This is a genomic window from Micromonospora xinjiangensis (genome assembly GCF_056150165.1).
On the sequence record NZ_JAXCFO010000001.1, the window covers coordinates 324,660 to 348,986 of the forward strand.

The 24,327-nt window shown below is 74.5% G+C and carries 21 protein-coding genes; 6 read left to right on the forward strand and 15 right to left on the reverse strand.

The features are described from left to right. Window positions 1-8 precede the first annotated feature (8 nt). Both SM573_RS01505 and SM573_RS01510 read right to left on the reverse strand, forming a co-directional pair. Window positions 9-1,310 (reverse strand): outer membrane protein assembly factor BamB family protein, encoded by a 1,302-nt coding sequence (locus SM573_RS01505; protein ID WP_474615249.1) that lies wholly within the window; start codon window positions 1,308-1,310, stop codon window positions 9-11. Continuing rightward, window positions 1,307-2,605 (reverse strand): outer membrane protein assembly factor BamB family protein, encoded by a 1,299-nt coding sequence (locus SM573_RS01510; RefSeq protein ID WP_474612335.1) that lies wholly within the window; start codon window positions 2,603-2,605, stop codon window positions 1,307-1,309. Before SM573_RS01510 ends, SM573_RS01505 begins: the two co-directional genes overlap by 4 nt. A 109-nt stretch (window positions 2,606-2,714) precedes the next feature. Between SM573_RS01510 and SM573_RS01515 the strand changes: the two genes are divergently transcribed. Next, complete coding sequence (locus tag SM573_RS01515; RefSeq protein ID WP_474615250.1) at window positions 2,715-4,598, forward strand: DUF6311 domain-containing protein; 1,884 nt, start codon at window positions 2,715-2,717, stop codon at window positions 4,596-4,598. A gap of 31 nt (window positions 4,599-4,629) precedes the next feature. Here SM573_RS01515 and SM573_RS01520 read toward each other — a convergent pair whose 3' ends face one another. Beyond that, window positions 4,630-6,465: a DUF6311 domain-containing protein gene (locus tag SM573_RS01520; RefSeq protein ID WP_474615251.1), complete on the reverse strand. Its 1,836-nt coding sequence runs from the start codon at window positions 6,463-6,465 to the stop codon at window positions 4,630-4,632. Next, a complete protein-coding gene (locus tag SM573_RS01525; RefSeq protein WP_474612481.1) occupies window positions 6,465-8,402 on the reverse strand; it encodes a DUF6311 domain-containing protein in 1,938 nt (645 codons plus the stop codon). The genes SM573_RS01520 and SM573_RS01525 overlap by 1 nt, the downstream gene beginning before the upstream one ends. Before the next feature lie 257 nt (window positions 8,403-8,659). Between SM573_RS01525 and SM573_RS01530 the strand changes: the two genes are divergently transcribed. Next, window positions 8,660-9,853 carry a hypothetical protein gene (locus tag SM573_RS01530; RefSeq protein WP_474612338.1) on the forward strand — a complete coding sequence of 398 codons (1,194 nt, stop codon included), beginning with the start codon at window positions 8,660-8,662 and terminating at the stop codon, window positions 9,851-9,853. 184 nt (window positions 9,854-10,037) lie between these two features. Here the strand turns inward: SM573_RS01530 and dxs are convergent, their stop codons facing one another. The 4 genes from dxs to SM573_RS01550 all read right to left on the reverse strand — a co-directional run bounded on the left by dxs (window position 10,038) and on the right by SM573_RS01550 (window position 16,641). After that, window positions 10,038-11,990, reverse strand: a complete 1,953-nt coding sequence (gene dxs / locus SM573_RS01535) for a 1-deoxy-D-xylulose-5-phosphate synthase (RefSeq protein ID WP_474612339.1) — start codon at window positions 11,988-11,990, stop codon at window positions 10,038-10,040. Between the two features lie 96 nt (window positions 11,991-12,086). Further along, window positions 12,087-13,265, reverse strand: coding sequence for an anhydro-N-acetylmuramic acid kinase (locus SM573_RS01540; RefSeq protein WP_474615252.1), 1,179 nt, complete (start codon window positions 13,263-13,265; stop codon window positions 12,087-12,089). 39 nt (window positions 13,266-13,304) lie between these two features. Continuing rightward, a complete protein-coding gene (locus tag SM573_RS01545) occupies window positions 13,305-14,573 on the reverse strand; it encodes a class I SAM-dependent RNA methyltransferase (protein ID WP_474615253.1) in 1,269 nt (422 codons plus the stop codon). Next, on the reverse strand, window positions 14,566-16,641 hold the full coding sequence (locus tag SM573_RS01550; RefSeq protein ID WP_474615254.1) for an APC family permease: 2,076 nt from the start codon (window positions 16,639-16,641) through the stop codon (window positions 14,566-14,568). Before SM573_RS01550 ends, SM573_RS01545 begins: the two co-directional genes overlap by 8 nt. Before the next feature lie 160 nt (window positions 16,642-16,801). Here SM573_RS01550 and SM573_RS01555 point away from each other — a divergent pair, with 160 nt between their 5' ends. Continuing rightward, window positions 16,802-17,467 (forward strand): potassium channel family protein, encoded by a 666-nt coding sequence (locus SM573_RS01555; RefSeq protein ID WP_474612343.1) that lies wholly within the window; start codon window positions 16,802-16,804, stop codon window positions 17,465-17,467. A gap of 3 nt (window positions 17,468-17,470) precedes the next feature. Beyond that, on the forward strand, window positions 17,471-18,160 hold the full coding sequence (locus tag SM573_RS01560; RefSeq protein ID WP_474615255.1) for a potassium channel family protein: 690 nt from the start codon (window positions 17,471-17,473) through the stop codon (window positions 18,158-18,160). Between the two features lie 43 nt (window positions 18,161-18,203). Here SM573_RS01560 and SM573_RS01565 read toward each other — a convergent pair whose 3' ends face one another. The 4 genes from SM573_RS01565 to dut form a co-directional block, all read right to left on the reverse strand. Continuing rightward, entirely contained in the window at window positions 18,204-18,887 is a 684-nt protein-coding gene (locus SM573_RS01565; RefSeq protein WP_474615256.1) for a DUF3159 domain-containing protein, read from the reverse strand. Between the two features lie 14 nt (window positions 18,888-18,901). Next, window positions 18,902-19,282: an OB-fold nucleic acid binding domain-containing protein gene (locus SM573_RS01570; RefSeq protein ID WP_474612346.1), complete on the reverse strand. Its 381-nt coding sequence runs from the start codon at window positions 19,280-19,282 to the stop codon at window positions 18,902-18,904. A 127-nt stretch (window positions 19,283-19,409) separates the two neighbouring features. Further along, the gene (locus SM573_RS01575; RefSeq protein ID WP_474612347.1) at window positions 19,410-20,087 is read right to left on the reverse strand and encodes a DUF3710 domain-containing protein; all 678 of its coding nucleotides are present in this window, start codon (window positions 20,085-20,087) and stop codon (window positions 19,410-19,412) included. 25 nt (window positions 20,088-20,112) lie between these two features. Beyond that, window positions 20,113-20,625, reverse strand: coding sequence for a dUTP diphosphatase (dut, locus tag SM573_RS01580; protein ID WP_474612348.1), 513 nt, complete (start codon window positions 20,623-20,625; stop codon window positions 20,113-20,115). 88 nt (window positions 20,626-20,713) lie between these two features. On the opposite strand from dut, the gene SM573_RS01585 reads away from it, so the two are divergent. After that, the gene (locus SM573_RS01585) at window positions 20,714-21,208 is read left to right on the forward strand and encodes a DUF3093 domain-containing protein (protein ID WP_474615714.1); all 495 of its coding nucleotides are present in this window, start codon (window positions 20,714-20,716) and stop codon (window positions 21,206-21,208) included. Between the two features lie 30 nt (window positions 21,209-21,238). Here SM573_RS01585 and SM573_RS01590 read toward each other — a convergent pair whose 3' ends face one another. Then, the gene (locus tag SM573_RS01590; RefSeq protein WP_474615257.1) at window positions 21,239-22,027 is read right to left on the reverse strand and encodes a hypothetical protein; all 789 of its coding nucleotides are present in this window, start codon (window positions 22,025-22,027) and stop codon (window positions 21,239-21,241) included. Window positions 22,028-22,152: 125 nt separating this feature from the next. After that, window positions 22,153-22,449: a DUF4193 domain-containing protein gene (locus SM573_RS01595; protein WP_007075406.1), complete on the reverse strand. Its 297-nt coding sequence runs from the start codon at window positions 22,447-22,449 to the stop codon at window positions 22,153-22,155. Window positions 22,450-22,882: 433 nt separating this feature from the next. Here SM573_RS01595 and SM573_RS01600 point away from each other — a divergent pair, with 433 nt between their 5' ends. Further along, window positions 22,883-23,395: a LytR C-terminal domain-containing protein gene (locus SM573_RS01600; RefSeq protein WP_474612483.1), complete on the forward strand. Its 513-nt coding sequence runs from the start codon at window positions 22,883-22,885 to the stop codon at window positions 23,393-23,395. A 107-nt stretch (window positions 23,396-23,502) separates the two neighbouring features. Here SM573_RS01600 and SM573_RS01605 read toward each other — a convergent pair whose 3' ends face one another. Continuing rightward, complete coding sequence (locus tag SM573_RS01605; protein ID WP_474612350.1) at window positions 23,503-24,318, reverse strand: inositol monophosphatase family protein; 816 nt, start codon at window positions 24,316-24,318, stop codon at window positions 23,503-23,505. Window positions 24,319-24,327: the final 9 nt, after the last annotated feature.

Genomic DNA, 24,327 nt, shown 5'->3' on the forward strand with positions numbered 1-24,327 from the left:
GGCCGGGGTCAGCGCCGCAACCGCCAGAGCCCGAAGTCGCCGTCCACCCGCCGGCAGATGAGCAGGTCCTCGGCGAGCTGGCAGTCCCCGGCGGCGTCGGGCAGCACGTCCAGTAGGCGGGTCGTCCCGTCGGCGATGCGCAGCTCGGCGAGGAGCAGCCCGCCGTCGGGATGCGGCCGGATGCCGAGGAACGCGTCGTCGAACCGGCCCGGCCCGGCGAACTGCCAGTGCCCCCACCAGCCGAGGACGTGCCCGGTCGTCGGCTCGAGCACCGCGAGCAGCTCGGTGCCCGATCCGCCGCCGGAGTTGTTCACCACACCGGCCACCAGCCGGTCCCCGCTCGGCCAGACCCCGCCCCAGCGCTCGTCGGCCCAGAGCCGCCGGCCGGTGGCCGGGTCGAGGGCGGTGACACCCTCGCCACGGCCCTGCACGCAGATGACCCGGCCACAGTTGGCCGCGTAGAGGGCGTCGTCGACCCCGGTCCGCCAGCGCCGCTCCAGCCGGTCCAGGCCGTACGCCGTGATCGCGGAAGGGTTGCCACCGACCGTGAGCAGCAGGTCACCGATCACCTGCACGCTGACGTCACGGTCGTCGGCCGGCCCCCACAGGTCGGCGGTCGCGCCCACGGCACCGGTGGCCAGGTCACCCACCTCGACCCGGCCGTCGAGCGTGCTGTGCACGAACCGGTCGGCGCCGCTCTCCTCGTCGAGCTGGTAGCTGACCTGGCCGGTCGGGAAGTCGCGGCGCCAGCGCACGGTGCCGCAGCAGTGGTCGACCGCCCGCAACGTGTTGCCCCGCTCCTCGTCGCCGGTCTCCAGCAGGAGGGAGCCGTCGGTGAGCGGCATCGGGCTGCCCGGCTGCTGCCAGCGGCGGGCCCCGGTGCGCCGGTCGAGCGCGATGGTAGTGGCCCCCGGCCCCGCGTCCCCGGTGACCTGGTAGCCGGTCACGAGCAGCAGCTCGCCGTGCGGCAGCATTCCCCAGTACCGGCCCTGCACGGGCAGCGGCACCTGCCACGCCCGCTCACCGCCGGGCAGCCGGTACGCGTCGAGCCGCCGCTGCCGCCCCTGCGGACCGACCGGGTCGATCACCAGGAACAGGTCCTCGGCGACCATCGACTGGGCGCCGAGGACCGCCGGCAGCACGATCACGTCACGGCGCGGCGCCGGCGCGCCGCCGGCCAGGGCGGTCAGGGCGAGCAGCAGCACCAGCGCGCAGCGCAGGGGCCGGCCCACGGACCGGGGCGGGCGGGGCAGGTCCTCCGGCTCCGGCTCGTGCCGCAGCTCACCGAGGTCGATCATCGGCGTGCTCACCACGACCACCGCCAGACGCCGTACGACGTGCCGTCCGGGCGCCGACAGACCAGCGTGAGCCCCGGACCGGCCACACAGTCGGTGCCGCCCCCTGTGATCACGTCGAGGGTCCGTACGCGGGCCGAGGCGACGTCCACCCCGACGACGACCAGGCGGCCGCCGGGACGGCGTCGGATGCCGACCAGGGGGTCGACCGGGTCATCGATCGAGACCGGCATCTCGTTGGCGTTCAGCGCGGCGAGCTGCCGACCGGTGGCCGCGTCGAGCACCGCGTACGCGCTGACGGCCGCGCGGTCGGGCAGGACGAGCAGCGCCTCCTCCCGGGCCGTGACCAACTCCGTCCTCCCGGCCGCGCTCCACCGGACGGCGCCGGTCACCGGGTCGAGCACCCGGAGCCCGCCGTTCGCCCCGCGCGCGCAGAGCCAGGCGCCGCAGCTCTCGAAGAACGATGCCAGCGGCAGAGCCAGCGTCCATCGTCGCTCCAGCCGGTCCAGGTCGTAGGCGGTCACCGCGGCCGTCGGACCGTCGAGGTGCAGCAGCAGGTCGCCCACCACCTCGACGCGCTGGTCCACACCCGGCAGGTCGAGGTCGGCGCGGCGCAGCAGGGCGCCGGTCGCGGGAGCACGCACCTCGACCCCGCCGTCGTCCCCGAGCAGCACCAGCCGCTCGACCACCGCGTCGCGCATGCCGTACCGCACCTGGCGGTCGACGGTGGGCACCGACCAGAGTTCCCGACCGGTGACGACGTCCACCGCGCGGACGCCCGGATCGGAGTCGCCGAAGGCCCACAGCACCAGCCGCCCGTCGGCGTCGAGCTCCCCCATGCCGGGTTGCCGCCACCCGATCCGCCCGGTCCGGGCGTCCAGCATCGTCGTCTCCGGAACCGGCTGCGTCTCGCCCCAGGTGGCGACCAGCAGCACGGCCTGGCTCAGCCGCACCCGCACCGGGTCGCCCGTGACCGGCAACCGCGCCCGCCACCGAGGCTCCGGTCGCTGGACGACCGGACCCGCCCGCCCGGGGAGCGGGTAGGCGACCACCTCCCGCGGGACGCCGGGCGCCGCCGGCTCCACCACGACGAGCAGGTTCCCCGCGAAGAACATCCGGGCGCCGGGCGGACCGGGCACCACGGCGGCCATCCGGGTCGGCCCCGGCTGGTCGGTGGCGAGCAGCGCGAGGACGAGCAGCGTCACGAGAGCCGTCCACAACGGACGCCGGGACGCGCGCGCCCGCGACCGGGGTGGACTCTGGTGCAGGTCCGGGCCCTCGCGCAGCTCGCCGAGGTCGATGACGCCCACGGCCACCCCCTCCCCGTCGGGCGCTGCGCCGGACCGCACGTCCGGCATACCGGCCGCGGCCGCACCGGCCCGGCAAATACCCCGGATCCGGCCTGTACGATGGCGCGTCGTGGCCGTGCCGGTGGTAGACCCCTCACTCGAACCAGTTGCCGACACCGACCCGGTCGAGGTCGGTCCGCCGCGGCGACCCCGACGCCGACCGGCCCGCTCCGACGTACTGGCCCTCGGAGCCTATGTGGTGCTCGGGGTTTTCGTCTGCCTCAACTACTGGGCGGACGTGCAGGGCCGCGTCTCCTCGCACCTGCCCACCGACCACAGCTGGTTCGAGTGGCTCTTCGCGCACGGCGCGTACTCGGTGCGGCACCTGGAGAACCCGCTGTTCACCGCGCGGCAGAACGCCCCGCTCGGCGTGAACATGATGGCGAACACCTCGCTGCTCGGGGTCACGCTGCCGCTGGCCCCGCTGACCATGCTGCTCGGCCCGCAGGTGATGTACGCCCTCTACCTCGGCGGGGCGCTCGCGGCCACCGCCGCCACCAGCTACTGGATGCTCTCCCGGCACCTGGTGCGCTCGCGCGGGGCGGCCTTCGTGGGCGGCGCGTTCCTCGGTTTCGCGCCCGGCATCGTGCACCACGCCAACGGGCAGCCCAACTTCGTCTCCAACTTCCTGCTGCCCGTGATCGTGTCGCGGGTGCTGCGCCTCGGGGAGCCGGGCCGGTGGCGGCGCAACGGGCTCGCGCTCGGCCTGCTGGTCGCGTACCAGATCTTCATCAACGAGGAGATGCTGCTGCTCACGGCGCTGGCCTGCCTCGTGGTCGTGCTCGCGTACGCGGTGCAGCGACCGGCCGCCACGCGGGCCGTGGCCGGCACGTTCGCCGCGGCGCTCGGCCTGGCCGGTGGGGTGGCGCTGCTGCTCACGGCGTACCCGATCTGGTTCCAGTTCAACGGGCCGCAGTCCTACCGGGGCCTGCAGGGCGGGGTGTTCCACAACTGGGGCGAGGACCTGGCGGCCTTCGTCACCTTCCCCCGGGACACCCTGGCCGGAGATCCGGCCGTCGAGCAGACCATCGGGCTGACCGAGCAGAACTCCTGGTTCGGCTGGCCGCTGGTGGTGGTCGCCGTGGTGGCCCTCGTGCTGCTCGTCCGCCGGTCGCTGGCGGCGCGGATCCTGGCGGTGCTCACGGTGCTCTTCGCCGTCGCCGCCCTCGGCCCCCGCATCCGGCTGGGCGGCGAGGAGACCGCGGTGAACGGCCCGTGGAGCTACATCCCCGACGACCTGCCGCTGGTCGAGATGATGATGCCGACCCGGTTGACCCTCGTGGTGGCCGCCGCGGTGGGCGTGCTGCTCGCGCTCGCCTGGGACGCGCTCACCCCCGCCGGCCGCCGGGGCGCCGCCCGGGTGCCGATCCCGCGCGGTGGCGAGCCCGGACCGGCGGCGGAGCGGGCCGTCCCCGCCCCGGCCCGTCGGCGGTGGTGGCGGCCCGTGGGGTACGCGGCCATCACGCTCGCCCTGCTGCCGCTCGTTCCCCGGCCCTTGCCGGCCCAGCCGGTGGAGCCGCCACCGCACTTCATCACCGCCGGTGGCTGGCGGCCGTACGTCCCCGCCGGACGGACCCTGGTGCCGCTGCCGATCCCGAGCAACGTGCACGGGCTGCCCACGCTGCGGTGGAGCGCCCTGACCGGGCACGAGTTCCCGATCCCGGCCGGTTACTTCATCGGCCCCAACGAGCGGGGCGAGGGCGTCTTCGGGGCGCCGAACCGCCCCACCAGCACGCTCGTCTACGCCACGATGGACTCCGGCACGGTGCCCGCCCTCACCGAGGAGAACCGCCGGCAGGCCGTCGAGGACCTGCGCTGGTGGCGGGCCTCGGTGGTGGTGCTCGGCGCCCACCCGAAGGAGGCCGTGCTGCGGGAGCTGATGACCGGCCTCATCGGGCCGCCGCAGCGGGTCGACGACGTCTGGCTCTGGGACGTACGCCCGCTGGTGGGCTGACCCCGGCGGTCGCAGCGGCGGCGGGACCGGGTCAGCGCACCCGGTCCCGGACGTCCCACACCCGGGCGCCGTCGATCTCCTGCCCGGGGCCGAGCAGGGCGTCGACCGCACGCCGGACCGCCTCGCCGTGCCGCAGGTCGCCCTGCACCACCACCGCCGCGCGCCAGTGGCGCAGGTCCTCGACGGCCTGCCACCGGTGCGCGTCGGTGATCACCGGTACCTGACCGGTGTCCGCCACCCGCCGTAGCAGGACCGCGGTCGGGCGGTCCGGGGCGCCCCACCGGGCGGTCGGATCGTCCGGCGCGCTCGGCCCGATGAAGTACCCGCCGGGGGCGTCGAACGCGAGCCCGGCCCGCGCGGACCACAGCATCCCCGGGCTGACCGCCGCGCCGGTCACCGGCGGCAGCGGGACCACCGTCCGACCGGGCGGCACGTACGCCCGCCACCGCCCGTCGGTGAGGAACGCCGGGACGGGCGCGGCGGGCACGGTGCGGACGGGGGTCGGGACGAGCGGCAGCAGCGCCGCCACGACGGCGCCGGTCCAGAGCAGCCGGGCCCGGGCGCTCGGGTGGCTCGGCGCGGACGGCACCTCGGGCGCGGACGACCCGGCGGGCGACGGCGGCACGGGCGGGGTGCGGGGCGGGTGCAGCCGGTCCAGCGCGAGCGCCAGCAGGACGCCCAGCACCGGCACGCAGACCAGCGCGAGGCGGGCCGGCACCGCGAGGTCGAGCAGGGGCAGCCCGGCCACCAGCCGGTACGGACCGGGAACCCCGGTGCCCGACCCGTTCACCCGGATCTCCGCCCCGAGGGAGAGCAGCGCGAAGAGCAGGCCGCAGCCGGCGAGGGCGCGGACCAGCGGACGCCGCCACAGCCGGATCGCGATCACCACGGCGAGCACCAGCAGGACGGGCCCGAAGAACGAGTTCTCCTCCGTCGGGTTGGGCGCGAGCAGCCCGGGCGGGTGCTCGTCGCCGAACACGGTCTGCCGGGCGGCGGCGGTGAACGACGCCGCGTCGAGCTGGTAGCTGTAGGCGTGGAAGGGCACGCCGCGGTAGTGCTGCGGGCCGCGGAACTGGAACCAGAGCGGGTAGGCGAGCAGCACCCCGGCGACCACCGCGCCGACACCGAGGCGGCCCAGCAGGGCCGGTGCGGCGCGGCGGGCGGCGGCGCGGTCGGCGAGCGCGTACCCGACCGCGAACACGCCGGCGGCCAGGGCCAGGAAAGCCAGTGTCTCCTCGCCGATGAACACCTGCCAGGTGACCAGCAGGCCGAGCACGACGCCCGGCCGGATCGCCGGACCGGGCTCGGGCCGGAACACCCACGCGAGGATCGCCGGCACCAGGAACTGGGCGGCCATGTGCGGGTGCGCGCCGGCCTGGGCGACCATTCCCGGCGCGAACCCGCAGAAGAGCCCGCCGACCGCGGCGGCCGCCGGGGCGGCGACCAGGCGGCGGCGCAGCAGCACGTACCAGGCGGTGGCCGTGCCCGCCAGGCAGCAGACCACCACCACCTCGAAGGCGGCCTGCGAACCGAGGAGCAGGGTGACCGGGGTCAACGGCACGCCGAGGCCGAGCACGGAGGTGTTCGCCATCAGGTTGACCCCGTCCGGCACGTTCAGCGCCGTGCTGTGCAGCGGGTTCTCCAGCCGGGTCACCGACCGCGCCGCGTGCGCCAGCATCCACTCGAAGAGGATCTGGTCGCCCGCCTGGTGGAACAGCCGGTCCGGACGGCGCCACTGCCCGCTGGTGAGCAGCACGGCCAGGCCCAGGTAGCCAGCGACCACCAGCGCGTCCACCGTCCACGCCCGATGGCGGGGACGGCGCGCGTCCGCCGGCGCCCGGACCGGCGCGGCGGTGCCGGCGGGCATCAGGCCGTGCGGCCGGTCAGCGTCCGCACGTCCCAGACCCAGACGTCCAGCTCCCGGCGGCCGGGGCCGACCAGCTGCTCGACGGTACGGCGCAGCGCCTCGGCGTTCTGCTGGCTCACCGGCAGCACCAGGACCGCGGCGTGCCAGTGCCGCAGCTCGTCCAGCGACCGGCGGCGCTGCCGGTCGTCCAGCTTCGGCGCCCGCCCGGTCGTGGCCACCTCCTCCAGCAGGCGTCCCAGCCCGCTGGGGCGCCCGCCGAAGCGGCCCGGGTCCCCCGTGTTGCCGTTGCGGGGGGCGAGGAAGTACCCACCCGGGATCTTGAAGTCGAGGTTCGCGGCGGCGGCCCAGCGCATGCCGTGGGTGTTGCCCATGCTCGGCACGGGGATGGGCACCAGCGTCTGGTCCGGCCCCACGTACGCCCGCCAGCGCTCCGCGGTGATGAACGTCGGCACCGGCGGGCGGGAGACCACCCGCAGCGGCATGGGCGCGATCGGCAGGAGCGCGAGCACCAGGCCGGCGATGGTCAGCGTCCGGGCGGTACGCCGGTCCGGCAGCCGCAGCGACCAGGCCCGCTCCACCGCGAACGCCAACAGGATGCCGATCATCACCGAGGTGATGAGGCCGAACCGGGTCGGCACCACCGCGTCGAGCAGCGGCAGCCGTACGAGCCATTCCCACGGGCCGACGAACAGCTCCCGGTGCCACCAGGAGATCCGCTCGCCGAGGGAGAGCACGGCGAACAGGACGCCGGTCGCCGCGAGCGCCCGGACGATCACGTCCCGCCGCAGCCAGAGCACGATGCCGACGGCGAGCAGGCCGAGGCTCCACCCGAAGAAGGCGTTCTCCTCCGAGTAGTTCGGGGCCAGGTTGACGTTCGCCCGCTCGTTGCCGCCGATCGTCGGCGACCCGGGGGCGAAGAAGGCCGCGATGTCGTTGCCGTAGTCGCGTACGGCGTCGCTGAGCCCGTGGTACGCCATGGGGCCCGCGAACTGGACGTAGAGCGGGTACGCCAGCAGCGCTCCCGCCACCACGGCGCACGCGGACAGCCCGGCGGCCAGCGGTCGCCACGCCGCCGACCAGCGGGCCGGCTCCTGGACGACCACCGCGAGCAGGAAGACCCCGCAGGCCAGCGCGGTGAAGAGCAGGATCTCCTCGTTGATGAACGCCTGCACGGTCACCAGGAGGGCGAGCAGCACCCCGTCGCGGACCGGCCGCCGGGACCGGGTGAGCACGAGCACCCGCCAGACGATGAACGGCAGCAGGTACTGGCTGATGATGTTCGGGTGCCAGTTGGCGTGCGACAGCATCGCCGGCGAGAACCCGCAGAACCACCCGCCGACCGCCGCGGCCAGCGGGGTGCGGACGAGGTGCCGGGAGAGCACGAAATACCAGGCGGCGGCGGTGCCGGCGAGGCCGAGCGTGACCAGCAGCACGAACGAGACCGCCGGTCCGAAGAGCAGGGTCACCGGCACCATCGGGATGCCGAGCGCCAGGATGGCCGTGTTGGCCATCAGGTTGACCCCGTCGGGGTAGTTGAACTGTTCGGTGTAGAACGGAAACTCGCCGTGCAGCACCACCCGCACGGAGTGCGCGAGGAAGAACTGCACCTGAGCCGGGTCGCTGCTGTAGAGCGAGGCCACCCGGCCGGCCGGATCGGCCCAGATGCGGCTGGTCACCCAGAGCGCGGCGAGCAGGAAGAGGCCGTACACGGCCAGGTCCTGCCGGCGGCGGGTGGCGAGGCGGTCACGCAGGAACGCCAGCGCCCCTGCCGGTCGGCGGGGCGTCCGCGGGGACGACGGGTCGTCGGTGGGCTCGGTGGCGGTGACGTCGGCCCGGCCGGCCTCCGTGAGCGGAGGCGGGTCCTCGGGCCGGGCCGGTGGCGTGTCGACGGTGGCGACCGCGGCCGGGCCGTCGCGCTGGTCGTCGGCGGGGGTCACCAGACCCCCGGCCGGATCGGATCGGACGCCCGCCACGGCATCGTTATCCAGGGTGGATGCGGCGCGGGGCTCGACAGGCGTCACAGTCGGCGGAGTCTACCCGAGCGGTGAAAAGGCGGGAAAATCGTGGCGTCGGTCCTTTGTGGTGCGCCGTCCGGTCTGCGCCTCCGGTACCACCCGAGGTGCCCCGCCCGCACTCGTCGGACATCTCGTACTATGACGCTTCCTAGACCGGGCGAGCGATCGGGGGCGTACAGGTGGCTCCAGTCCGCCGACGCGGCACGACGGCCACCGCGCTGCTGACCGCGCTGTTCGCCGTGACGGCCTGCGGCCCGGTCGCCGACCGGCAGCCGGGCGAGTTGCGCGCCGGCTACGACAGCCTCGACGGCGCGCTCCCGGTCTGGCCGGCGCGCGGCAACCTGATCGAGGACGCGACGGCGACCGCGCGGATCACCGACGCCGTACGCGCGTGGCGGTCGCCGACGGACGACCGGGTGCACGTCCCCTCGTCCGGCATCCTCTTCTCCGGGGAGGTCGACGGCGCTCCGCTGGCCCTGGTCGCCGCCGAGGTGCCCGGCCACGCCGCCTCCTGGCTGCTGCAGCTCTCCCGCGACGGCGACCGCTACACCGTCGTACGGGCCCGGGAGTACACGGACCCGGGCTACCTGGTCTACTCCGACGTGGTGCCGGTGCAGACGGCGACCGGGCGCCGTTACCTCGTCTCCAACCGGGTGCGGGGCCTGCTCGGTCCCGACGGGCGGGCCGTCGCGACCACGGACGGCGTCAGCGCCCCGGTCGACGTGCCGGCGTGCCGGGCGGTCTCCGTCACGGCGAGCCTGCGGTCCACCGAGTCGCTGCCGCGAGGGCGGGAGGCGGATCGCCTGCTCGACCTCGGCACCGACATCGCCGACCCGGCCTATCCCCTGGTGCGCGACGAGACCGGCTCCGGCCGGCGGGCGCTGACCGGGCTGGACACCTGTGCCCTGGCCGGCGAGGAGGGCCCGTTCGGCAGCATCCCGCGCCGGATCGGCGACCTCGACGCGCCGGGCGCGGTGCCGGAGTCGTGGCCGATGGCGAAGGTGGCCGTGCGGTCCCTGGGTGAGTTGACCGTGGGCCGGGGCGAGCCGGGCGAGCTGGAGCAGCTCACCTGGCAGAGCGCGACCGACACGATGACCGCCGTGGTCTACCGGCCGCCGAACGGCGGCGCCCCCGTGGTGTCCCCCGCCGACCGGGTCGACCAGTTGCAGGCCTACCGCCTGCCGGTGTCCGAGCAGGCGCTGGTCGTGTTGACCTGGCGGCCCAACCGGGACAGCTCCCTGTCGGTGCCGCCGGGGCAGCCGCTGCTGGTCGAACGGCCCGGGCTGGTGGTGCTCCCCGAACCGGAGCGGGCCGAGACCGTCAGCCTGGCCGGCGCGGAGAAGACGCACTACCGCTCCATCGGCGGCCGCTGACCCACCCGCCCCCCGCGACGCCCACCCGCCCGCTACGCCCGACGATCATGCAGTGGTGGTTCCCGGAACGTCCGCTCATGCCACCTCGTGAGGTGCCACAACTGCGTGATCGACGAGGCGCGCCGCACGTGGGGCGCGAACGCGGCGGCGGGCGGCCCGTCGGGGCCGCCCGCCGCCGTTGCGCTCAGTTCTGCGCGGCCGCGTCGTCGGCGGTGACCCGCACCGACTCGATGCGCGCGCCGTCGAGGCCGGAGATCCAGCCGGTGACGTCGCGGGCCACGTCCTGCGCGGTGAGCCGCAGGTCGGCCAGGATCTGCGCCCGGCTGCCGTGGGCGTGCCAGTCCGCCGGCACACCCAGGTCACGCAGCGGCACCCGGACGTCGGCGTCCCGCATCGCCTGGGCGAGCGCGTCGCCGACGCCGCCGACCCGCACCCCGTCCTCCACGGAGACCACGAGCCGGTGCCCGGCCGCCAACTCGACCAGCTCGGCCGGGACCGGACGGACCCAGCGCGGGTCGACCACGGTGACGCCGTAGCCCTGCTCGGCCACCCGGGCGGCGACCTCCATGCCGAGGTGCCCGAACGCGCCGACGGCGACCAGCAGCACGTCGGTACGCGTCGACTCGGCCAGCACGTCGACCGGGCCGACGCGGCGCACGGCCGGCAGGTCGGCCGCGACGGTGCCGGTCGGGAAGCGGATCACGGTGGGGCCGTCGTCGACGGCGACCGCCTCGCGCAGCTCCTCGCGGAGCGTGGCGGCGTCCCGGGGCGCCGCGATGCGCAGACCCGGCACGACGCCGAAGACCGACATGTCCCAGATGCCGTAGTGGCTCGGCCCGTCCGGGCCGGTGATGCCGGCGCGGTCGAGCACGAAGGTCACCGGCAGCTTGTGCATCGCCACGTCCAGCAGGACCTGGTCGAACGCGCGGTTGAGGAAGGTCGCGTAGACGGCCACGACCGGGTGCAGGCCGCCCAGCGCCAGGCCGGCCGCCGAGGTGGCGGCGTGCTGCTCGGCGATGCCCACGTCGTACACCCGCTTCGGGTGCTTGCGGGCCAGGGTGGCGATGCCGGTGGGCTCACCCATCGCGGCCGTGATGCCCACGACGTCCGGTCGCTCGTCGGCGATCGCGACCAGCTCGTCGGCGAAGACGTGCGTCCACTTCACCGACGGCGCGGCGACCAGCTGGCCCGTCTCGGCGTCGAACGCGCCGGGGCCGTGCAGGCAGTCCGCCTCGTCCTCCTCGGCGGGGCGGTAGCCGTAGCCCTTGCGGGTGACCGCGTGCACGATGACCGGGCCGCCGAAGTGCTTCGCCGCGCGCAGCGCCGACTCGACGGCGGCGACGTCGTGGCCGTCGACCGGGCCGACGTACTTGATGCCGAGGTCCTCGAACATCGCCTGCGGGGCGACCGCGTCCTTGATGCCCTTCTTGACCGCGTGCAGCACCTCGTACATCGGCCTGCCGACCAGCGGGGTCGAGCCGAGGGCGTCCTTCACGGTGTCGAGGACCTTCTCGTAGCCCGGGTTCAGCCGCAGCGAGGAGAGGTGGTCGGCGAGGCCGCCGATGGTCGGCGCGTACGAGCGGCCGTTGTCGTTCACCACGATGACCAGCGGGTTGCCGGCGGCCGCGATGTTGTTCAGCGCCTCCCAGCACATGCCGCCGGTGAGCGCGCCGTCGCCGACGACGGCGACCACCGCGCGCGACTCGCCGCGCAGCGCGTACGCCTTGGCCAGGCCGTCGGCGTACGACAGGGCCGTGGAGGCGTGCGAGTTCTCGATGAGGTCGTGCTCGCTCTCGGCCTGGTTGGGGTAGCCGGAGAGCCCGCCACGCTGGCGCAGCTTGTCGAAACCGGCCTGACGGCCGGTGAGGATCTTGTGCACGTACGCCTGGTGGCCGGTGTCGAACAGGAGCCGGTCGCGGGGCGAGTCGAAGACGCGGTGCAGCGCGAGTGTGAGCTCGACCACGCCGAGGTTGGGACCGATGTGCCCACCGGTGCGGGACACCTTCGCGATCAGGAAGTCACGGATCTCGGCCGCGAGGATGCCCAACTGCTCGGTGGACATCCGCTTGACGTCCTGCGGACCGCGCACCGTGCCCAGCAGCCGGCGGTGGTTCGCCGTGTCCTCTTCAACACTCATGACCGCAGAGTCTATCGGCCAGCCGACACTCCGCAGCCCGACCCGACACGGGAACGGTCGGTGCGCGGCCGGTCGCGGGCCGCCGACCAGGGGCGGTCAGGGGCGGACGCGCAACCGGCGCGGCGGCACCGCTGCGGCGGGTCGCGGGCCCGGACCGGAGGGCGTCCAGGAGCCGAGGACGGCGGCGCGGGACGCCCCGGTCACCGAGGGGATCGCGCCGGGCAGGCCGTGCCAGGAGAGCCAGCCGAGCAGCGCGAACGCGTACGCCTCCTTGGCCTGCGCCGGGACGCCCAGCTCGTCGGTCGTCCGCAGCCGCCAGCGCCCGGCGCCCAGCGCGGCGAGCCGCGCGCACAGGGTCGGGTTGCGTACGCCACCGCCGGCGGCGATCACCTCCACCACACCGTGCCGATCACACTCGGCGGCCACCACCCGGGCGGTCAGCTCGGTCAGCGTGGCCAGGACGTCGTCGGCGGCCACCGGCTCCCCGAGCGCCGCGAGCCGGTCGTCCAGGTAACCGGCGTGGAACAGCTCCTTGCCGGTCGACTTCGGCGGCGCGACGGCGTAGTACGGCTCGGCGAGCAGCCGTTCGAGCAGCCCCGGATGCACCCGGCCGGCGGCCGCCCGCGCCCCGTCGAGGTCACACGGCCGGCTGAGGAAGCGCCGTGCGGCGGCGTCGAGCAGCGCGTTCGCCGGCCCGACGTCGTACCCGAGCACCGGCGCGCCCGGGGCGAGGACGGTGAGGTTGGCGATCCCGCCGAGGTTCAGCGCGGCCCGTGGGGCGTCCCCGACCGACCCGTCCGCGTCCGGCGCCAGCAGCAGAGCGTCGAAGGCCGGCACCAGCGGGGCGCCCTGCCCACCGGCGGCGATGTCCGCCGAACGCAGGTCGCTGAGCACCGGCACGCCGACCCGCGCGGCCACGCGCGCCACGGCCCCGAGCTGGAGGGTGCCGCGGGCCGTACCGTCCCGCACCCAGTGGAAGACGGTCTGCCCGGGCGAGACGACCACGTCGGCCGACCCACCGGCCAGCTCCAGCCCCACCGCGGCCGCCTCGGCGAAGACCTCACCGAGGCGGTTGTCGAGTTGGCAGACCGCCTCGACCGTGGTGGCCGCCGGGGGCAGCAGCGCGCCGATCCGCGCCCGCAGCTCGTCGTCGTAGTCGAGGCCGCGATGCCCCAGGGGGCGCAGCCAGAGCGTCTCCCCCTCGGTGGCGAACTCGGCGGCCACCACGTCCACCCCGTCGTACGAGGTGCCCGACATCAGCCCGACGATCTTCATGAGGGGTCCCCTGTCCTCGGATCCGGTGCCGCCGCCCGGTCAGCGGGGCGGGAGCAGCAGCCCGACGAGCTCGACGTGCTGGGTCATCGGGAACAGGTCGAACCCGCGCAGCGCGGCCAGCCGCCAGCCCGCCTCGGCGAAGGTGCGGACGTCCCGGGCGAAGGCCGCCGGGTCGCAGGCCACGTAGCCGATCGCCCGCGGCCCGGCGGCCACGAGCTCCCGGACCACCCGGGAACCGGCCCCGGTGCGCGGCGGGTCGAGCACCACCACGTCGACCGGCCCGGTGATGCGTCGGCGGGCCAGCGCGGTCTCGACGCGTGCCGCGACCACCTCCACTCGGGGCAGGTCCCGCAGGTTCTCCCGGGCCGCCGCGACGCCCTGCTCGGCCGCCTCCACCAGGGTGACCCGGCCGGCGTCACCGACCCGCCCGGCGAGCGCGGCGGCGAAGAGCCCGGCGCCGCCGTAGAGGTCCCACGCCGACTCCCCCGGCCGCGGGTCCACCAGCTCCAGCACCGCCTCGACCAGGGTGTCGGCCGCGGCCGGGTGCACCTGCCAGAAGGCCGTCGCCGGAAGGGTCCACTCCCGGCCAACCGCCACCTCGCGCACCGTGGCTGGCCCGCGCACGGGCGTGGCGACGCCCTCGACGACACTCGCGACGGCCACGTCGCCGCCCGTGGACGCCACCGTCTCCACCGCCTCGGCGTCCGGCCAGCGGGTGCCGCTCGCCGCCAGCACGGGCAGCCGCTGGATCGCCGGGTGGGCGATCAGGCAGCGGTCGATCGGCACCACCTCGTGCGAGCGGTGCTTGAGCAGGCCGGCGCGGTCCGCGGCGTCCACCGCGTACCGGACCCGCGACCGCCAGCCCAGCGGCCCGCCGGGCAGTGCCTCGACGCGTACGCCGAGGGCGTCCAGCTCGGCGTCGGTGAGCCCGCCGAGCCGCACGAGCTGCTCGCGCACCACGGCGGCCTTCCACCGCAGCTGCGCCTCGGGCGCCACATGCTGCAGGTCGCAGCCCCCGCAGCGGCCCGGTCGGGCGTACGGGCAGGGCTGCTCGACCCGGTCCGGCGAGGCCTCCAGCACCGTCACCGCGTCCGCCCGGACGAACCCCCGGTGCACCTCGGTCACCTCGGCGACGACCCGCTCCCCGGGCAGCGCGTGCCGGACGAACACCACCTGCCCGTCGACCCGGGCCACGCAGTGCCCACCCGGGGCCACCGGGCCGACGGTCAGCTCGACCCGCTCCGCCTCGGCCAGGCCCCGCTCGCGGGCCGTCTCGCCGCCCGCCGGGGCGCGGTCCGGCTCAGTCACGGCCGTCACCCGGTCCGCCCGACTCGCCGGGTGGCGCGGAGACCATCGGGGGCACGCTCGGCGGCAGCGTGCTCCGGGGCGCCACCCGTGGCCCGCGGGCCGGGCCGCGGGTCAGCGTGGCGTCCAGCCGGCTCAGGTCCTTGTTGGCGGTCGAGGCGAGTTGCCACGGCACGCTGGTCACCATCACGCCCGGCTCGAAGAGCAGCCGGGTCTTCAGCCGCAGGGCGCTCTGGTTGTGCAGCAGGTTCTCCCACCAGCGCCCCACCACGTACTCCGGGATGAAGACCGTGACGACGTCGCGGGGGGACTCCCGGCGGGTGTTGGCGACGAAGTCGAGGATCGGCCGGGTGATCTCGCGGTACGGCGAGTCGATCACGGTCAGCGGCACGGGCAGCTCCCGCCGCTCCCACTCCTCCTGGAGATCCCGGGTGTCCTTGTCGTCGACGTTCACCGTCACCGCGGTGAGGGTGTCGGGCCGGGTGGCGCGGGCGTACGCGATGGCCCGCAGCGTCGGCTGGTGCAGCTTGCTGACCAGCACGATGGCGTGGTTGCGGGCGGGCAGCACGGCGCGCCCCTCGTCCGGCGGCGTGAGCTCCTCCGCGACCCGGTCGTAGTGCCGCCGGATGGCCAGCATGAGCCCGTAGATCACCGCCATCGCGGCGATCGCGATCCAGGCGCCGAGCAGGAACTTGGTGACCAGCACGATCACCAGGACGGCACCGGTGAGCCCCATGCCGAAGGCGTTGATGGCCCGCGAGCGGTGCATCCGGCGGCGGGCCTCCGGATCCCGCTCGGTCCTCAGGTGCCGGTTCCAGTGCCGGATCATGCCGGCCTGGGAGACGGTGAACGAGACGAAGACCCCGACGATGTAGAGCTGGATGAGCCGGGTCACCTCGGCCTGGAAGCCGACGATCAGCAAGATCGCGAAGGCGGCGAGGAAGAGAATGCCGTTGGAGAAGGCCAGCCGGTCGCCCCGGGTGTGGAACTGCCGGGGCAGGAAACGGTCCTGGGCGAGGATCGAGCCGAGCACTGGGAAGCCGTTGAAGGCGGTGTTGGCGGCCAGGAAGAGGATCAGCGCGGTCACCCCGGCCACGACGTAGAGCAGGATCGACCCGGAGCCGAACACCGCCTCACCGAGCTGGGTGGTGACGGTCTTCTGCACGTAGCCGTCGGGGCCGGCGACGATCTGCTTCGCCGGGTCCTCGACGAACTGGAGGTGGGTGAGCCGCGCCAGCCAGATGATCCCGACCAGCATGCTCACGGCGATCGCGCCGAGCAGCAGCAGGGTCGTGGCGGCGTTGCGGCTCTTCGGCGGCTTGAACGCCGGGACGCCGTTGGAGATCGCCTCCACGCCGGTGAGCGCCGCGGCGCCCGAACTGAACGTCCGCAGCAGCAGGAAGACCAGGGCGAACCCGGTGACGCTGTGCTCTGCCTGGATGACCAGGTCGGCGCTGGGCGCGCGCAGGTCGTCGCCGAGCACGAAGACCCGGATCAGGCCGGTGAGCAACATCCCACCGATCACGATCACGAAACCGTAGGTGGGGATGGCGAACGCCGTGCCCGACTCGCGCAGCCCGCGCAGGTTCACCGCGGTCAGCAGCACCACCGCGATGACCGCGATCATCACCTTGTGGGTCGCCACGAAGGGCACCACCGAGCCGAGGTTCGCCACCCCGGAGGACACCGACACGGCCACCGTCAGGACGTAGTCGACCAGCAGCGCGCTCGCCACCCCGAGGCCGAATTTCGGCCCGAGGTTGACCGTGGCCACCTCGTAGTCGCCGCCGCCGGAGGGGTAGGCGTGCACGTTCTGCCGGTAGCTGGCCACCACGGTGAGCATCACCACGACCACGGCGAGCGCGATCCACGGCGAGTAGAAGTACGCCGAGGCCCCGGCGATCGACAGCGTCAGCAGGATCTCGTCGGGCGCGTACGCGACGCTGGAGAGCGCGTCGGACGCGAAGACCGGCAGGGCGATGCGCTTCGGCAGGAGGGTGTGCTGGAGCCGGTCGGACCGGAACGGTCGACCGACGAGCAGCCGCTTCAGCAGCGAGGTGGGACTGGCCACGAACGCCAAGGGTACGTCCACCCGGGCGGAAGTGCGGGGGTGGGCGATCAAGGTGCGTGCGCGCCGGCGCGGTACCGTCGGTCCCCGTTCCCGGCCGGGACATGGCAGGCTCGCACACGACGGGTCCCGTGCGGACGGGCGCGCAGCTTGGGAGGGAAGCGTGCATGTCGTGATCATGGGATGTGGGCGGGTCGGCTCGACCCTCGCCCACAGCCTCGAGGCGCGCGGGCACTCGGTCGCGGTCATCGACCAGGACGCCGACGCCTTCCGCCGGCTCGGCCCGGACTTCGCCGGCATCACGGTGACCGGCGCCGGCTTCGACGGCGACGTGCTGCGCCAGGCCGGCATCGAACGGGCCGACGCCTTCGCGGCCGTCTCCAGCGGTGACAACTCCAACATCATCTCCGCCCGGCTGGCCCGCGAGACGTTCGGCGTCTCCCGGGTCGCCGCCCGGATCTACGACCAGCGGCGGGCCCAGGTCTACGAGCGCCTCGGCATCCCCACGGTCGCCACCGTCCGCTGGACCGCCGACCGGATGCTGCGGCACCTGGTGCCGGAGGGCAACGTGGAGATCTTCCGCGACCCGACCAGCACGGTGTCGATCGTCGAGGTGCCGGTGCACAAGGACTGGATCGGCCGGTCGGTGCACGCGCTGGAGGAGGCGGTGGGGGCCCGGGTGGCCTACCTGATCCGCTTCGGCATCGGCACGCTGCCCACCACGTCGACCGTGGTACAGGAGGGTGACCAGGTCTTCATGCTGGTCACCGATGACATCGTGACAACGGTCACGTCGGTGGCGTCGACGCCGCCGGAAGGAGGGCAGTGAGCCATGCGGGTCGCCATCGCCGGCGCCGGCAACGTGGGGCGCTCGATCGCCCAGGAGCTGATCGACAACGGCCACCAGGTGATGCTGATCGAGCGGCAGCCCAAGATGCTCCGGCCGGACCGGGTGCCCGCCGCCGACTGGGTGCTGGCCGACGCGTGCGAGCTGACCAGCCTGGAGGAGGCCGATATCGCGCGCTGCGACGTGGTGGTGGCCGCCACCGGGGACGACAAGGTCAACCTGGTGGTGTCCCTGCTGGCCAAGACCGAGTTCGCGGTGCCCCGGGTGGTGGCCCGGGTCAACCGGGCCGAGAACGAGTGGCTCTTCACCGAGCAGTGGGGCGTCGACGTGGCGGTGAGCAAGCCCCGGGTGATGGCCGCGCTCGTCGAGGAGGCGGTGACGGTCGGCGACCTGGTCCGGCTCATGACCTTCCGCCAGGGCGAGGCGAACCTTGTCGAGATCACCCTGCCGCCGACCGCGCCCTACGTCGGGCAGCCCCTCCACGCGGTGCCGCTGCCCCGTGACGCCGCGCTCGTGGCCGTCCTGCGCGGCAAGCGGGTGCTGGTGCCGAGCCCGGACGACCCGATCGAGGCCGGCGACGAACTGATCTTCGTGTGCACCGCCGAGGTGGAGGACGACGTCCGCGCGGTGATCCTCGGCCCCGACAGCGTGGAGCGCACCCGCGAGTCGAGCTGACCCGCGCGGCCAGCCGTCCGCCGTTTCCCGGGCGGGCGGCCGGTCAGCCTCGGGGCAGCGGCTCCGGTTGCGGCTCCCGGGTCACCCGTCGCACCGTCCAGACGGTGATCAGCAGCAGCAGCGCGTACGGCGGGTAGCCCAGCGCGAGCCGGGCCACGCCGAGCGCCGTGTCCTGGTGGGCGAGGTAGAGCCCGGCCTGCACGCCGACCTTGGCCAGCCAGACCACGCCCCAGAGCACGGTGAGCCCGGTGAACGTCCGCACCAGCCGCGGGTCGTCGCGCCACTCGGACCGCCCCTTGGCGACCAGCACCGACCAGATCCACCCCACCAGCGGCTGGCGGATGGCCGCCGAGAGCAGCAGGACCAGCCCGTAGCCGACCCCGTAGAGGATGCCGGGGAGGTAGAAGTCGCGCTCGTCGCCGGTACGCCAGGCGATGGCCGCGCCGATGGCGATGCCGAAGAGCCCGTTGATCGCGTGCCGGATGGGGCGGCGCTGCGCCAGGCGCAGCACGGCGATCAGCAACGCCACGGCCACCGAGGCGACGACGGCGGGGCGCAGCTCGCCGATGATGTTGGCCACCACGAAGACCACCACCGGGATGCTGGACTCCACGAGCCCCCGCCACCCACCGAGCTGATCGGCCATCTGCTCGGCGATGGTGGGCAGGCGCTCCTCGTCCTCCGGGGTGGTCTCCGGCTGCGCGGCCCGCTGCTGTCCGGTGGTCATCGGCTCCCGCGCGGTCACTTCGGGTTGTCCAGTTCGTAGTACGGGTTGTAGATGACCTTTCGGTCGTCCCGTACGGCGACCCGCCCCCGGGCGGTCAGGTGCCGGCCCGGCTCGATGCCGGCGATGTGCCGGCGGCCCAGCCAGACCAGCGTCACCACGTCGCTGCCGTCGTAGAGGTCGGCCTCCAGCGTGGGCAGGTTGGTCCGCGGCGTGTAGACCACCGTGCGGAGCCGCCCGCTGACCGAGACCACCTGACCCCGCGAGCACTGCCGGGCCGGCACGCCGCCGCACTCGGCGCTCTCCCGCTGCAGCTCCTGCGCCTCGATCTCGGCCTCGCTCGCGGTGAACCGTCGCAGGATGCTCCGCAGCGACCCTCGGCTCTCGTCGGTCGTCATGACCTCCGCGTCACCCTCTCCTCGCTGACCGGCCGCGCCGGCACTGGGCCCGTGCCCGGTGTCGCCCGGACCGTCCCGCCAGCGTACGCCGATCCGGCCGGCGCCGGCGGACCGGTGACCCGCCGGGTCAGACCTGCCGCGGCTGCTCCGCCGGGCGCCCACCGTCGGGGCCGGCGGCCTCGCCGTCGGTGGCCTCCCGCGGCAACCGCAGCGGCAGCGGCTCGCGCACCGGCTTGGCCTCCTGGCCCCGGTCGACCACCAGACCCTCCATGCAGAGGGCCAGCGGCCCGGCCGCTCCCGGGTCCGTGGCGGCAGCGCCCTGGTAGACGCCCCGCACCATCCACCGCGGGCCGTCGACACCCACGAACCGCAGGTCGGTCACGCCGTCCGGGGTGCGTACCCGCGCCCGCAGCTCGGTGCCGTACTCCCCCTCGACCTCCTCGGTCGCCGCGCCGTCGTTGATCAGCGACTGGCGGATCTCCTCGCGCACCTCGTCCCAGATCCCCTCGGACCGGGGTGCGGCGAAGACGCCGAGCTGCAACGCGTTCTGGCCGTGCACCAGCACCACCTGCTGGACGACGCCCTGCTGGTCGGCCTGCACCCGCACCTCCACCTCGGCCACCGCCGGGATGTGCAGGCTGCCGAGGTCGAGCCGCGTCACGCCGGAGGGCGCCTCGGAGATGTCGTACGGGCCACGGGCGGGGACCGGAGTGGCCTGCTCGATCTGGTGCTCGTCGAGGACCTCGGTGGTCCGCTCGTCACGGGCGTGCCGCCCGGCCTCGGCCCGCTTCCGGGAGAAGATCACTTCGTCCGCCCTCCGCTTTCCGCGCTCACCCTGTCACCTCTTCGCTGCGCCGGCCGTCCCCGGTCGGGTCCGCCGGCCGCGGCACCAGACCGGCGTGACCGCCGGTGGAGCCGTGCCCGCCCGTCCCGCGTCGGGACGGGGGCAGCTCGGCCACCGGCTCGAACTGCGCCCGCGCCACCCGCTGCACAACGAGCTGGGCGATCCGGTCGCCTCGGGAGATCTTCGCCGGAGTCGCCCGGTCATGGTTGATCAGGTTCACGAGGATCTCCCCCCGGTAGCCGGCGTCGACCGTACCGGGCGCGTTGAGCACCGTCACACCGAGCCTGGCCGCGAGCCCCGACCGGGGGTGGACGAGGCCCACATACCCCTCCGGGAGGGCGATCGCCACCCCGGTCGGGACCAGGGCACGGCCGCCGGGCGGCAGCTCCACGTCCGCGGCGGCCACCAGGTCCGCCCCGGCGTCGCCCGGATGGGCGTACGCGGGCAGCGGCAGCTCGGGGTCGAGCTGCCGTACGGGCACGGGTACGACGTCGGTCACGGTTCCCCTCTTCCGTCCGGTACGGCGGTGACCCTGCCATCCTGCCGGGTACCCGGGCCGGCGTCCGCCGTACCCTCGGACTGTGAGCCTGTCGCCGTCCTCGTCCTCGACCGCGCCGCCCCGGCCGGGCCGCGCGGAGCATTCCGAGCGGCTCGCCCTGCCGTGGTGGCTCTGGCTGGCCGGGCTGGCCGCCGCCGGCCTGCTCGCCGCCGAGATCTGGATGGGCGCGCCCGGCGTGCGCGCCTGGCTGCCGTTCGCGGTGCTGCTGCCGCTGACCGTGGTGGGGCTCTGGTGGCTGGGCCGCATCCGCGTCGCCGTCCGGGACGGTGAGCTGCTGGTCGACGACGCCCACCTCCCCGTGCGGTACGTGGCCGACGTGGTGCCGCTCGACGCCGCGGGCCGGCGCGAGGTGCTGGGGGTGGGCGCGGACCCGTTGGCGTTCGTGGTGCAGCGCCCGTGGATCGGCGGCGCCGTGCAGGTGGTGCTGGACGACCCGGACGACCCCACCCCGTTCTGGGTGGTGAGCACCCGCCACCCGGTCGAACTGGCCGAGGCGGTCCTCGCCGCCCGCGACGGGCGCTGACCGCGGGCGCCGCAGCGGCTCGCGTGCGGGTCAGGGCGCGTCGGGCAGGGAGCGCGGCGGCACGGGCAGCGCGCGGCGCTTGCGCCGCAGGTCGTCGCGGACCTGGTCGCCGAGCCCGCGGGTGGCCCGTCGGTTGAGGTAGCTGGCGACGGCCGCCCCGGTGAGGAACGGCCCGAGCGTGGTGAGGTTGCGCCCGAACCGGCGCAGCAGGGTGTCGCGCAGCTCACGGCGGGCCGCGGTGCCGAGCACGGCACCGATTCCCGCTCCGGGCATCATCGGGTTGACCCCGCGCTGGCTGGCCCACGACTGCACCAGCGCGACGGCGCGGGGACCACGGCCGGTGGGCAGCGCCACGCCGTAGATCTCGTGCAGCTCGCCGATGAGTTTGAGCTCGATCGCCACCACCGCGATGGTCTCCGCGGCGAGCAGCACCGGTGCCGAGAGCAGGGTGGGTGTGACAGTCCACTCCACGGCGGCCACTCCGCCGCCGGCCGCGCCCACGCCGGCGGTCGCCCGGGCCGCGTTGCGGACCAGCCGGTCGGCGAGGGCCTCGTCGTCCAGGCCCTCGAAGTGCCGACGCAGGGTCGCCAGGTCCCGGATCGGCACGTGCGGGGCGATCTCGGTGACGGTGTCGACCATCCAGCGCACGGCCGCCCGCGGCTTGAACAGGTCACCCAGGCCACGGGCACGGGCCTGGCCGACCAGCCGGGTGAGCAGTTGCCGGCGCCGGGCCGGCGCGATGTCGTCGGCGGTCAACGCCGCCACGGTGGCGCCCAGTTCCTCCGGGTCGCGCCCGGGAGCGTCGCCTCGCTCGCTCATCGCCCTCGACCTCCGGGTCGCTGGTTCGGTTACCCGCTCCGAGTCAAGCAGTTCTCCAGCAGTGGTGCACGGGGACGCCGACAGCGGCGGCCCCGTTCAGGAGCCGCCGCTGGTGTGGATCGAGGTCAGACGCACTCACGGCAGATGAGCTCGCCGTTGCGCTCGACCGCGAGCTGGCTGCGGTGGTGCACCAGGAAGCAGCGGGCGCAGCGGAACTCGTCCTGCTGCATCGGCAGTACCTTGACCGTGAGCTCCTCGTCGGCCAGGTCGGCTCCGGGCAGCTCGAAGCTCTCGGCCACCTCGGCCTCGTCGACGTCCACGGCGCCCGACTGTGAGTCGACGCGCCGGGCCTTGAGCTCTTCCAGGCTGTCCTCGCCGAGGTCGACCTCGTCGCGACGCGGGGCGTCGTAGTCGGTGGCCATCGGTTTCACTCTCCCATTTCGATGTGGTCGTACGGTTGTAACGCCGAACGACGCTGTTCCGGTTCCGCTGGCCGGCCACCCGTTGTGTCGGTCACCCGACCCGACAATCCGCCGGTCAAAGCCGCCAGAGAAACTCCCCCGGCGAGCGCGGTACCTTACCCCCCCTTCGGGCGAGGCATGTATACCGCCCTCGTGGCAGAGATGTACGCCCCCGCACGGGAAGTTGTTCCCAATGTGACTCAGGCGACACGAAGATAGGGGTAGTAGTACCTGGTTCGGAGGTGGCGCGCCGGCATGTCCGGCTGTTTCCACGCGACGGCCGGACAACCGTTAACCTCAGCGGCGTATCCGACGGCCGGGCGGGCGGCAGGCCCGCCGGCGGCCGCCGCCACCCACCTGGAGTCCGGGGAGCGCCCAGATGAGTTTTGCGCGAGTGCGGGCACTCGTTGTCGTCGGTCTGCTGGCGGTCCTCGCCGTGATCTTCGTCGGGATCGCGGTGGTCCGCGACTCCCAGGGCGACGCCGCCACCGCCAAGGGCTGCCCGGACGGCTGGCCGATCGCCGACGTGACGCTCCGGGAGGCCAAGGACGTGAAGATCAACGTCCTGAACGCGACCGAGGAGTCCGGCCGGGCCACGAACGTCGCGGACGACTTCCGCAACCGCAAGTTCCAGGTGCAGAAGGTGGGCAACGCGCCGAAGGGCGTCGACGAGGTGGCCGTGCTGCGGTTCGGCCCGAAGGGCGTCGGCTCCGCGCATCTGCTCCGCGCCTACTTCCTCGACAACGCCGATCAGCAGTACGACCCGAAGCGCACCGACGACACCGTGGACGTGGTGCTGGGTGAGAACTTCCAGCAGCTGGCCACCACGACCGAGGTGAACCAGTCCCTCGGCGACCTCGGCTCGCCGGTCGCGCCGCCCGGCAGCTGCCCCGCCTCCGAGGACTGAGCCGCCCCGTCACAGCGGCGGCGCCCCGCCGGGCGGTGTCGGAGATCCGACGACGGCCTACGCGGCCTGAGCCGGCCGGGCGCGCGGCGGGCGACGCCCGGCGGCGGTCACGGCCCGCCGGAGGCGTCCAGGTCGGCGAGCCGGTCGTGCAGCGGGCCGAAGAGCGCCGGTGGCGCGGCGAGCACCAGGTCCGGCCCGGCCGGCCGGCCGCCCAGCCCGGCCACCCGTAGCCCCGACTCGGTGGCGATCAACGCCCCGGCCGCCTGGTCCCACGCGGCGAGTCCCTTCTCGTAGTAGGCGTCGACCCGCCCCTCGGCGGCGAGGCAGAGGTCCAGCGCCGCGGCACCGAAGCGACGGATGTCGCGGACGTGCGGGATCAGCTCGGCCACCACCCGGGCCTGGTGCGCCCGGCGCTTCGGGTCGTAGCCGAAGCCGGTGGCGACGAGCGCCTGCCCCAGGTCGGTCTCGGTCGAGCACCGCAGCCGCTCGCCCTCGCGCCACGCGCCGCCGCCCGCGGTGGCGGTCCACTCCTCGCCCGTGGTGACGTTGCGCACCACCCCGGCGACCACCTCGCCGTCGACCTCGGCGGCGAGCGACACCGCGCAGTACGGCAGCCCGTAGAGGTAGTTGACGGTGCCGTCGATCGGGTCGACGATCCACCGCACGCCCCCGCCGGTTCCGCTCTCGCCCGCCCCGTACTCCTCGCCCAGCACCGCGTCGCCGGGCCGGAGCCGGCGCAGCGCGTCGAGGACCTGTCGTTCGACGGCCCGGTCGGCGGCCGTCACCACGTCGGTCACCGTGCTCTTGGTGGCGGCCACCGAGACGCCCTCGGCCCGCATCCGGTACGCGGTCGCCGCGGCGTCCCGGGCCACCTCGACCGCGATCTCCAGCAGCTCCCGCGGCGACGGCCCGGTGCCTTCCATCCCTGGTCC

Excerpts from the sequence above, each read along its gene's own strand:
- SM573_RS01565 (WP_474615256.1), bottom strand. The coding sequence starts at position 18,887 with ATGACCACCGGACAGCAGCGGGCCGCGCAGCCGGAGACCACCCCGGAG.
- SM573_RS01590 (WP_474615257.1), bottom strand. The coding sequence starts at position 22,027 with ATGAGCGAGCGAGGCGACGCTCCCGGGCGCGACCCGGAGGAACTGGGC.
- SM573_RS01570 (WP_474612346.1), bottom strand. The coding sequence starts at position 19,282 with ATGACGACCGACGAGAGCCGAGGGTCGCTGCGGAGCATCCTGCGACGG.
- SM573_RS01605 (WP_474612350.1), bottom strand. The coding sequence starts at position 24,318 with ATGGAAGGCACCGGGCCGTCGCCGCGGGAGCTGCTGGAGATCGCGGTC.
- SM573_RS01540 (WP_474615252.1), bottom strand. The coding sequence starts at position 13,265 with ATGAAGATCGTCGGGCTGATGTCGGGCACCTCGTACGACGGGGTGGAC.
- SM573_RS01560 (WP_474615255.1), top strand. The coding sequence starts at position 17,471 with ATGCGGGTCGCCATCGCCGGCGCCGGCAACGTGGGGCGCTCGATCGCC.
- SM573_RS01520 (WP_474615251.1), bottom strand. The coding sequence starts at position 6,465 with ATGCCCGCCGGCACCGCCGCGCCGGTCCGGGCGCCGGCGGACGCGCGC.
- dxs (WP_474612339.1), bottom strand. The coding sequence starts at position 11,990 with ATGAGTGTTGAAGAGGACACGGCGAACCACCGCCGGCTGCTGGGCACG.
- SM573_RS01595 (WP_007075406.1), bottom strand. The coding sequence starts at position 22,449 with ATGGCCACCGACTACGACGCCCCGCGTCGCGACGAGGTCGACCTCGGC.